Below are 8,615 nucleotides of genomic sequence, written 5' to 3'. Positions count from 1 at the left end.
GCCCGCCCTTGGGGCCCCCCGCGCCCCCCCACCCCCCCCCCCGCCCCCGCGGCCCCCCCCCCGGGCCGGGCCCCCGGGGCCCCCCCCGACGGCCTCGTCCACCTCCGGCCATCATGACCCGATTCCGGGCGGAGCACAGGTCGGGGCCCCGCCCCCCTCGGCCGGGACGCCCGGGGCAGGTCAGGCGACCCAGGCTCCGGTCATGCCGACGACCGCCGAGCCGTCCTGGTCGGCCAGCTTGGTCCCCGTGAAGTCACGGGCCCACTGCGAGGTCTGGATACGGAAGGCGGGCCGGTCGGCGGTGAGCGCCTCCATGACGGCTTCGGCCGCGCCGGCCGGGGTCTGCGCGCCGTTCAGGAACTGGCCGACCGTGCGCTCGACGTAGTGGCGCAGCGCGTCGGAGTACGGGCCGGCCGCGGCGATCCGGGCTTCGAGGTCGAGGCCGATGTTGTTCACGAACTCCGTCGCCACGGCGCCGGGCTCGATGACGGACACGCTCACCCCGACGGCGCCCGCGACGGGCGCCAGGCTCTCCATGTACCCCTCCACGGCGAACTTCGCGGCGCAGTAGGCCTCGTTGAAGGGCTGGCCGATGACGCCGCCGACGCTGGTGACCGTGATCAGGCGGCCGCCGGTGGCCCGCAGGTGCGGCAGCGCGGCCTTGGAGACGTTCAGTACGCCGAAGAAGTTGACCTCCATGACCTCGCGGACGTCGGCCACGGATTCGAGTTCCAGGGTGCCCACGTGCCCGGCGCCGGCGTTGTTGACGACGGCGTCCAGCCGGCCGTAGTCGGCGATGACGCCCTCGACGGCGGCGGCGACGGAGGCCTCGTCGACGACGTCGAGCTGTCGGATGTCGAGCTCGACGCCCGCCTCGGCCGCGGCCTTGCGCAGGGCGTCGGCGCGGCCGGTGTCACGCAGGGTGGCGACCGTACGCCAGCCGGCCTGGGCGGCGGCGATCGCGGCGGCCAGGCCGATACCGGAGGAGGTGCCGGTGATCAGGACGGTGCGGGCGGAGGCGGAGGCGGAGGAGGTCGGCATGGCGGGGCCTTTCACAGGGGCAATTTATGTGCGTGCACACACACTATAAAATTATGTGCGTGCGCACGCAAGCTCTAGACTGCCGACATGCCGAAGAAGCTCACCGAAGCCGAGATGCCGGCGGCCGACTACGCCTTCTACGGGCTGGTGTGGGCCGGGACGGTCATGACCGATCGCGTCGACCGGGCCCTGGTCAAGGCCCACGACCTCCCGGTGTCCTGGTTCGAGGTCATGCTGTGGCTGGCCTCCAGCCCCGAGCCGGTGCCCGCCTCCGTACTCGGCAACAGCACCCTGCTCAGCCGCAGCCAGGTCTCCCGCGTCGTGGACGCCCTGCAGACCCGGGGCCTGGTCACTCGCACACCCTCGGCCCGCGACGCCCGGTCGGTGGAGGTCTCCCTCACCGAGGCGGGCCGTACGGTGTTCGCCGAGGCGGACGCCACCCGGCGCGAAGCCCTGGCCCCGGTCTTCACCGAGCTCCTCGACGAACGGGACCTGGAGGCGCTGGGTACCGTGTGGCGCAAGCTCAAGGCCGCTAAGGCCGCACAAGCGGCGCAGGCCGGGCAGGAGCGCGCCAAGTAACCTCCCGGCCAGCGCCCCTCAGCCGGAGAGGCCGTCGGGGGTGAGGGTGGCGGCGGCCGCGAAGAGACGGGCGCAGCGCCGCGTCATGGCCTCCGGCGTCTGCTCCGGGTGCTTGACCCACCAGCGGACGAGGGTGGCGACCAGGTCCCGCCAGACGTACTTGAGCGCGTCGGCGTCCAGCGGGTCGGTGGATCCGGCCGCGCGCAGCAGTTCCGCGGTGCCGCCGGCGGCGAGCCGGTCGATGGCCGCCCGGTACTCCGAGGCCCGGCGCGCGGCCTCACCGCCGGGCGGCAGGGTGGTGTCGTAGAGCACGAACCACGCCTCCCGCCGCCCCTCCAGGGCGGTGAAGATGCTGTGGAGCACGCGCAGCGGCGTGTGCGGCGCGGCCCCGCCCTCCCCCATCGCCACGCGGACGGTGTCGAGCAGCCGGTCCCCGACCGGGACCAGGCAGGCCACGTACAGGTCCTCCTTGGTGCCGAAGTACTGGTGCAGCAGCGTCTTGGTGACTCCCACGCGTGCGGCGATCGCGGGGAGAGACGCGGCCGCGTAGCCGTGCGTACCGAACTCCTCCGTGGCCGCCTCCAGCATCTGTTGGCGGCGGTGCTGCCGCGGGACTCCCTTGGTGCCGGCCTTCGAGGAGTGCGAGGAGGGGGTTGCCATGAGCCGATATTATCAGTAGGTAATTTACCGCTAGGTAAATTACCTCGACCCCTGGAGCGCCGCCATGGCCGGCACCACCCCGCAGCCGACGCAGTCCACGTCCCGCACCCGGTCCTGGTGGGGCTGGGGCTGGACGGACGCGCATCCCGACGACGCGGAATGCACCGCGATCGGCGCCCTCCTCCCCGGCAGCCTCAGCCGCCCGCTCCCCGTGCCCCGCGTCCGCGACCTGGCCATCGCCGGCCCCGCCGTCGAACCCCCGCCGAGCCTCGCCCACCTGGTCGCCGCCGATCCCGCGGACCGCGCCGCGCACGCCATGGGCAAGGCCTACCGCGACGTGGTGCGCGCCCTGCGGGGACGCCCCGGCCGCATTCCCGACCTCGTCGCCCGCCCCACGGACGACCAGGGGGTGGCCGATCTGCTGGACTGGGCCGGTGAGCGGCAGGTCGCCGTCGTCCCGTACGGCGGGGGCTCCTCGGTCTCCGGGGGCGTCGAGTACCGCGGCGATGCCCACCGGGCCGTCATGTCCCTGGATCTGACGGCCATGGGCCGCGTACTGGAGGTCGACGCCCAGGGCCGGGCGGCGCGCATCCAGGCCGGCACGCTCGGGCCGAGCCTGGAGCACCAGCTGCGGCCCCACGGCCTTACCCTGCGGCACTTCCCGCAGAGCTTCGAGTTCTCCACGCTGGGCGGCTGGCTCGCCACCCGGGCCGGCGGCCACTACGCCACCGGCCGTACGCACATCGACGACTTCGTCCAGTCGCTGCGCGTCGTGACCCCGGCCGGCACCGGCAACTCGTGGCGGCTGCCCGCCTCCGGGGCGGGCCCCTCCCCCGACCGCCTGTTCCTGGGCTCCGAAGGGGCCCTCGGCGTCATCACCGAGGCATGGGTGCGCCTGCAGGAACGCCCCCGCCACAAGGCGTCCGCCGCGGTCGCGTTCACGGACTTCCAGGGCGCCCTCGAGGCGGTGCGCGCCCTCGCGCAGTCCGACCTCTCCCCCGCCAACTGCCGTCTGCTGGACTCCGGTGAGGCCGCGCTGTCGGGCGCGGCGCACGACGGCAGCTCCGTTCTGGTCCTGGGGTTCGAGTCGGCGGACGAACCGGTGGCCGCCCGGCTCGAACGGGCCGTCGCGCTGGCCCGCTCGCACGGCGGCCGGTGCGGGGGGACGGGCGGGGCCGACGGCCCGCAGCGGAGCCCGGACGGCGACGCGGCCGTGAGCGCCTGGCGCTCGGCGTTCCTGCGTATGCCCTACCTGCGCGACGGTCTGGCCCGGATGGGCGCGGTCGCGGAGACCTTCGAGACGGCGGCCACCTGGGACCGGATCCCCGGCCTGATCGAGGAGGTGCGCAGGGAGGTCGGCGAGGCGGCGGTCAAGGCCACCGGCTTCCCGGCGACCGTCAACTGCCGTCTGACGCACGTGTATCCGGATGGTGCGGCGCCCTACTTCACCGTGCTCGCCGCCGGCCGGGCCGGTGACGAGGTCGCCGTCTGGGACGATCTCAAGGCCGTCGCGAGCGAGGTCCTGCACCGCCACCGGGCCACCATCACCCACCACCACGCGGTCGGCCGGGACCACCGCCCCGGCTACGACCGCCAGCGCCCGGAGCCGTTCGCCCTCGCCCTGAGGGCCGCGAAGGGGGCGCTCGATCCGCACGGCATCCTCAACCCCGGTGTGCTCGTGGACTGATCGGGACCCGTACGCACGCCGGTGGGCCGGTGGGCCGGTGCGCGGTACGCCGCATGCCCCGGGACACCCCGAAGGGGCCGCGTCCGTCGGACGACGGCCCCGGCCCCTTCGGTCCGCGTCCGGTCAGACGCGGTCGGCCGCGATCAGCACGTACTGGAAGGAGCCGTCCTTGTAGGACTCGATGAACGCCTCTTCGATGCCGGTGACCAGGGAGGACGTGGCCCGCAGCTCCCAGTAGGGCAGGGTCTCGGGGGTCAGGTCGATGACGGCCTGCGGTACGAGACGGTTGTCGGCCATCGCGCGCAGGTACTCGCGGCGGGAGTGGATGTTGCACTCGAAGTGCGCGTTGATCTGGGAGACCCACTTCGAGGGCTGCCCGTACTTCGGGTTCCAGCAGCCGGTGATGGTCACGTACCGGCCGCCGGCCGCGAGGACGCGCGCGTGCTCCGCGAAGAGGTCGTGCAGGTCGACGTACATGCTCGACTCGTTGTTCCACGAGCCGGCGGCCTGCCCGGTCTCGAACGGGGTGCTGAGCATGTTGCAGACACGGGCCCGGACGTGGTCCTCGATGCCGAGTTCCGCGGCGCGCCGGTTGGCGAAGTCGGCCTGCTTGGCCGACAGGGTGACGCCCTCGACCTTGCATCCGAAGCGCTGGTGGGCCATGACCATCGAACCGCCGCGGCCGCAGCCCGCGTCGACGAGGGTGTCGTCGCGCCCGATGGGGCCGAGGTGCTCAAGGAGGAGTTCGGCCTGGGCCGACTCCAGGCGGTGGAGCTCGGCGATCAGCTTCTTCTCGTATGCGCTGTCCTCGGTGTCGCCGAGGCCGGCCTGGTCGATGTCGCCGATGCCGTAGTGGTGGTGGTAAAGGCCGTCGACATCGCCGAGACGGAGGTTCACGGGCCTGGCCTCGTGGTCCCAGTAACGGGCGATGTCCCCCTGGTAGGGAGTCACCGGGCCGGGGATGAACACGGAGGAGGTACCGGCGGCGGCGGTGAGATCGGTGCTAGTCATGAACAATTCCCATCTTTACCAGAAATCGGGCAGGCTGTAGCGATAGGTGTTGGTCTGGTGCCAGTAGTGGTTGCCGTCGACCCACACGGCCACCCCGCGCAGGAAGCGCTGGACGCTCGGGACGGGGCAGGTGACGGCCAGGTCGGCGGCTGCGGCCTCGAAGTCGCGCATCAGGTCGTTGTGGACCTCGACGGCCTTCAGGTAGGCCTCCTGATCGGAGCAGCTCTCGCGCTCGGCGATCACCACCGGCAGGTTCAGGTGCCGTCCGGGACTGGCCAGTTCCTTGGTGTAGGAGTAAAGGTCGTTGACGATGGTGGTGGCGTTCCCGGCAAGCGCGATCACCCGTTGCATGGCGGGCTGCGCGTGGAGGTCCGCCGGCAGTTCGTAGCCGCCGACGGAGTCGGTGATGGTGGGGCAGGGGCGGAAGTTGTTGAACTGGCGCATCGCCAGGTACTCCCACACCTCGGGGACGTACTCCGTCTGCGCCCAGGCCCCCTCGGCGAGATAGCCCATGTGCAGCCGGGCCATGTCGTGCCGGAACCGGTCGGCCTGCGAGGGGGTGGTGGCCTGGAGGAAGTACTCCATGGCGGAGCGGTAGGCGCGCCGCGGAGCGTCCGAGAGGAGCGACGCCTCCCAGTCCGGCGCGTACTCCTTCGTCGTGTGGACGGGGTCGAGAGCGGTGTGCGCCAGCAGCAGACGTCCGCCGAGGCCGACGGGCGAGCCGCCGTGGTCCTCGCAGTAGCAGTCGTCGACCGCGTTCTCGGCGACCATCAGCCGGGTGGCGAGCATCAGGTGGTCGATGCTGGGGGCGTCCGGATGGCAGGCGACCATGTAGCGCCCGACGGAGAAGCCGTCGAACTGGTCCTCCCAGTCCTCCGGGTAGAGCGACACCTCGTCCAGCGCCCAGGCCTTGATCCGGCGGCTGAGCTCCTCCACCCGCACCGGATCGGGCTCCGGCACCGGGTGGTGGTAGAGGCCGGGGATCGGACGGCCCGCCACCGGCGCGGGCGCGTCGGGCGCCCCGGCGGCCGCGGGCGCGTCGCTCCGGGCCCAGTGCAGGCTGGCCGTGCCCAGACCGCTGGGCCCGCGCAGGATCCGTTCGAGGGCGGCACTCGCCTGCGGCGCGGCGGCCGCGGCCGCACCCTCGTCGGGTACGGGTACGGGTACGGGTGTCAGGACTGGGGGCCCCGTCGGCAGGGCGGGCGGGGGCGGTGGAGCGGGCTCGACGGGCCCGGCACCGGCGGCGGGTTCGACGCCGGCGGCGAGGGCGCTGGCGAGAACGTGGGCCCCGAAGGACGCCACGGCGGCGGGCAGGCTCGACTGCAGAGGGGAAGGCCCAGGATCGGGCATCCGTAACTCCTTGGAGAGGTAAGTGGGCTGTCCCGGATCCCGGGCATGCTCGGCGGGCCAGGACAGGCAGAGGTCCTGGCTGTCACGGCCGTCGGGCAGGTCCTCTTAGTCCCGCCTGCGGGCGATCTGCACGTTCTCCAGCACACCGAGCGCGTCGGGCACCAGGATGGCGGCGGAGAAGTAGGTGGTGACCAGGTAGGAGATGATCGCCTGCTCGCTGATTCCCATGAAGCGCACCGAGAGGCCCGGCTCGTACTCCTCCGGCAGGCCGGTCTGGCGCAGACCGATGACACCCTGGTTGTCCTCGCCGGTTCGCATGACGAGCACCGAGCTGGTGTTCTCCTTGCTGATCGGGATCTTGTTGCAGGGCAGGATCGGGACCCCGCGCCAGGACGGGACCGACTGCCCGCCGACGTCGACGTGGTCCGGGTAGAGCCCGCGGGCGTTGAACTCGCGCCCGATCGCGGCGATCGTCCGGGGGTGGGCGAGGAAGAACTTGGAGCCGCGGCGGCGGCAGAGCAGCTCGTCGAGGTCGTCCGGGGTCGGCGGGCCGGAGTGGGTCTGGATCCGCTGCTTGAAGGCGGCGTTGTGGAGCAGACCGAAGTCCCGGTTGTTGATCAGCTCGTGCTCCTGGCGCTCGCGCAGCGCCTCGATGGTGAGCCTGAGCTGTTCCTCGGTCTGGTTGTGCGGCCCGTTGTAGAGGTCGGCGACCCTGGTGTGGATCCGCAGCACGGTCTGCGCGATGGAGAGTTCGTACTCACGGGGCTTGAGCTCGTAGTCGACGAAGGCGCCGGGCAGGTCCGCCTCACCGGTGTGGCCGGCGGACATCGCGATCTCGGCCTCGCCGTGCCGGTTCTGGCGCTGCTGCGGGAGCGAGCTGAACCGGTCGATGTGGTCCTGGAGTTGCGGCGCCGCGGCGAGTACGGAGGCGAAGTCGCCGCGGGAGAGGGTGAGCAGGATGCCGGGGGTCTCGGCGGTGGCCGTGTAGTCCCAGGTGGCGTCCGCGTCCAGCAGGGCGTTCTCACCGAACCGGTCGCCGTCGGCGAGCACGGCGACGGCGACGTCGTCGCCGTACTTGCCGACGGAGGTCTGGCTGATCCGGCCGTGGGCGATCAGGTGGATCTGGTCGGCGGGGGTACCGCGCTCGACGATCACCTCACCGGTCCGGAAGTCGCGCTGCACGCACCGGCCGGCGATCGCGGTCAGCACCTCGTCGTCGTCGAAGCCGCGCAGCAGGGCCAGTTCGCCGAGCTCGCGCGGGATCACCCGGACGTTCGCGCCGTCCTGGACGAACTCGATGGTGCCGTCGCCCACGGTGTACGTCAGCCGGCGGTTGACCCGGTAGGTGCCACCCTTGGTCTCCACCCAGGGGAGCATCCGCAGCAGCCAGCGGGAGGTGATCTCCTGCATCTGCGGGGCGGACTTGGTCGTGCTGGCAAGGTTGCGGGCAGCCGCCGTGCTCAGGCTGGACTGCCGCGGCGGCTCCAGCTGGGCTTCCGGGCTGGTGTCAACGGTCATCGGGCGAGCTCTCCTTCGCAAGGGTGGTGATCGGCGGATGCGCGCGTCACCGGGGAACGAGGAAAAAAGGGGGCGAATATCCGGGAATCCGTCCAGATCCGGGGGAACACTAGCGGCCGGTACACCCGTCTTGAGCCTGAAAACCGTTGGCATTACCTCGATACAGTGATCTTGCACAGCAGGTGGTTTGCCGGGGTTGTGAACGATATTCGGCCTTGCTCACGAACACGTCCGAAAAGCGGCGCGGCGGTCAGCTCGTAAGGCTGCCCTCATCTGCTACAGCGTGTCTGCTCGGGCGCGGCCGGCCGCCACATCGCCGTCACCTCCAGAGGGCTCACCGTCAGGCGCCGCAGGGTGGTGAAGCCGAAGCGGTGATAGAGCCGGATGTTCGCCTCGTCGGCGGTGGTGAGGAAGATGCCGCCGGGCGCGGGGGTCGTGGCGAGCAGGTGGCCGAGGAGCCGCCCTCCGGCACCCCGCCCCGCCGCCCCGGGCTCCACGCCGATGAACTCCAGGGTCCAGGCCCCGGCCGGGGTTTCGGCCTCGGTGGCGTGCAGGTAGCGCAGCGTCCGCACCAGGGGCGCGGGCCGCAGCCCACGAGGGTGCGGGCCGCCCAGGCCGCCCGGGCCGCGCCCGAGGGGACGGTGGCGGGCGGGGTGAGGACGGCGACGGCGACGGGCCGCCCGTGGCGGTCGGTCAGCAGGTGGCGGCGGGCTCCGGGGAGCGTGGCGTGCGTACGCAGGGTGGCGGTGAACCAGGCCCGCCGTACGCG

General features: G+C 72.2%; 8 protein-coding genes. 2 read left to right on the top strand and 6 right to left on the bottom strand.

From position 1 onward, the window contains the following. Positions 1–180: 180 nt before the first annotated feature. Positions 181–1,041 carry an SDR family NAD(P)-dependent oxidoreductase gene (locus ACFY04_RS13315; RefSeq protein ID WP_389116540.1) on the bottom strand — a complete coding sequence of 287 codons (861 nt, stop codon included), beginning with the start codon at positions 1,039–1,041 and terminating at the stop codon, positions 181–183. Between the two features lie 87 nt (positions 1,042–1,128). Here ACFY04_RS13315 and ACFY04_RS13310 point away from each other — a divergent pair, with 87 nt between their 5' ends. Next, positions 1,129–1,620, top strand: a complete 492-nt coding sequence (locus tag ACFY04_RS13310) for a MarR family winged helix-turn-helix transcriptional regulator (protein WP_389116354.1) — start codon at positions 1,129–1,131, stop codon at positions 1,618–1,620. A gap of 18 nt (positions 1,621–1,638) precedes the next feature. Here ACFY04_RS13310 and ACFY04_RS13305 read toward each other — a convergent pair whose 3' ends face one another. Continuing rightward, complete coding sequence (locus ACFY04_RS13305) at positions 1,639–2,280, bottom strand: TetR/AcrR family transcriptional regulator (RefSeq protein WP_389116352.1); 642 nt, start codon at positions 2,278–2,280, stop codon at positions 1,639–1,641. A 64-nt stretch (positions 2,281–2,344) separates the two neighbouring features. Between ACFY04_RS13305 and ACFY04_RS13300 the strand changes: the two genes are divergently transcribed. Further along, complete coding sequence (locus ACFY04_RS13300) at positions 2,345–3,967, top strand: FAD-binding oxidoreductase (protein WP_389116350.1); 1,623 nt, start codon at positions 2,345–2,347, stop codon at positions 3,965–3,967. A 123-nt stretch (positions 3,968–4,090) separates the two neighbouring features. Here the strand turns inward: ACFY04_RS13300 and ACFY04_RS13295 are convergent, their stop codons facing one another. The 4 genes from ACFY04_RS13295 to ACFY04_RS13280 all read right to left on the bottom strand — a co-directional run bounded on the left by ACFY04_RS13295 (position 4,091) and on the right by ACFY04_RS13280 (position 8,418). Further along, positions 4,091–4,978 (bottom strand): geranyl diphosphate 2-C-methyltransferase, encoded by an 888-nt coding sequence (locus ACFY04_RS13295; RefSeq protein ID WP_389116347.1) that lies wholly within the window; start codon positions 4,976–4,978, stop codon positions 4,091–4,093. Positions 4,979–4,993: 15 nt separating this feature from the next. Continuing rightward, the gene (locus ACFY04_RS13290; protein ID WP_389116345.1) at positions 4,994–6,328 is read right to left on the bottom strand and encodes a family 2 encapsulin nanocompartment cargo protein terpene cyclase; all 1,335 of its coding nucleotides are present in this window, start codon (positions 6,326–6,328) and stop codon (positions 4,994–4,996) included. Between the two features lie 105 nt (positions 6,329–6,433). Further along, positions 6,434–7,846, bottom strand: a complete 1,413-nt coding sequence (locus ACFY04_RS13285; protein WP_389116344.1) for a family 2B encapsulin nanocompartment shell protein — start codon at positions 7,844–7,846, stop codon at positions 6,434–6,436. A gap of 269 nt (positions 7,847–8,115) precedes the next feature. Then, positions 8,116–8,418, bottom strand: a complete 303-nt coding sequence (locus ACFY04_RS13280) for a GNAT family N-acetyltransferase (protein WP_389116343.1) — start codon at positions 8,416–8,418, stop codon at positions 8,116–8,118. Positions 8,419–8,615 lie beyond the last annotated feature (197 nt).

The organism is Streptomyces sp. NPDC001549, from assembly GCF_042894025.1.
Taxonomy (GTDB): domain Bacteria; phylum Actinomycetota; class Actinomycetes; order Streptomycetales; family Streptomycetaceae; genus Streptomyces; species Streptomyces kutzneri.
The sequence above is the reverse complement of the archived record's forward strand: the minus strand, read 5'-3'. Positions and strand labels throughout refer to the sequence as shown.

Excerpts from the sequence above, each read along its gene's own strand:
- ACFY04_RS13305 (WP_389116352.1), bottom strand. The coding sequence starts at position 2,280 with ATGGCAACCCCCTCCTCGCACTCCTCGAAGGCCGGCACCAAGGGAGTC.
- ACFY04_RS13285 (WP_389116344.1), bottom strand. The coding sequence starts at position 7,846 with ATGACCGTTGACACCAGCCCGGAAGCCCAGCTGGAGCCGCCGCGGCAG.
- ACFY04_RS13290 (WP_389116345.1), bottom strand. The coding sequence starts at position 6,328 with ATGCCCGATCCTGGGCCTTCCCCTCTGCAGTCGAGCCTGCCCGCCGCC.
- ACFY04_RS13300 (WP_389116350.1), top strand. The coding sequence starts at position 2,345 with ATGGCCGGCACCACCCCGCAGCCGACGCAGTCCACGTCCCGCACCCGG.
- ACFY04_RS13315 (WP_389116540.1), bottom strand. The coding sequence starts at position 1,041 with ATGCCGACCTCCTCCGCCTCCGCCTCCGCCCGCACCGTCCTGATCACC.
- ACFY04_RS13310 (WP_389116354.1), top strand. The coding sequence starts at position 1,129 with ATGCCGAAGAAGCTCACCGAAGCCGAGATGCCGGCGGCCGACTACGCC.
- ACFY04_RS13295 (WP_389116347.1), bottom strand. The coding sequence starts at position 4,978 with ATGACTAGCACCGATCTCACCGCCGCCGCCGGTACCTCCTCCGTGTTC.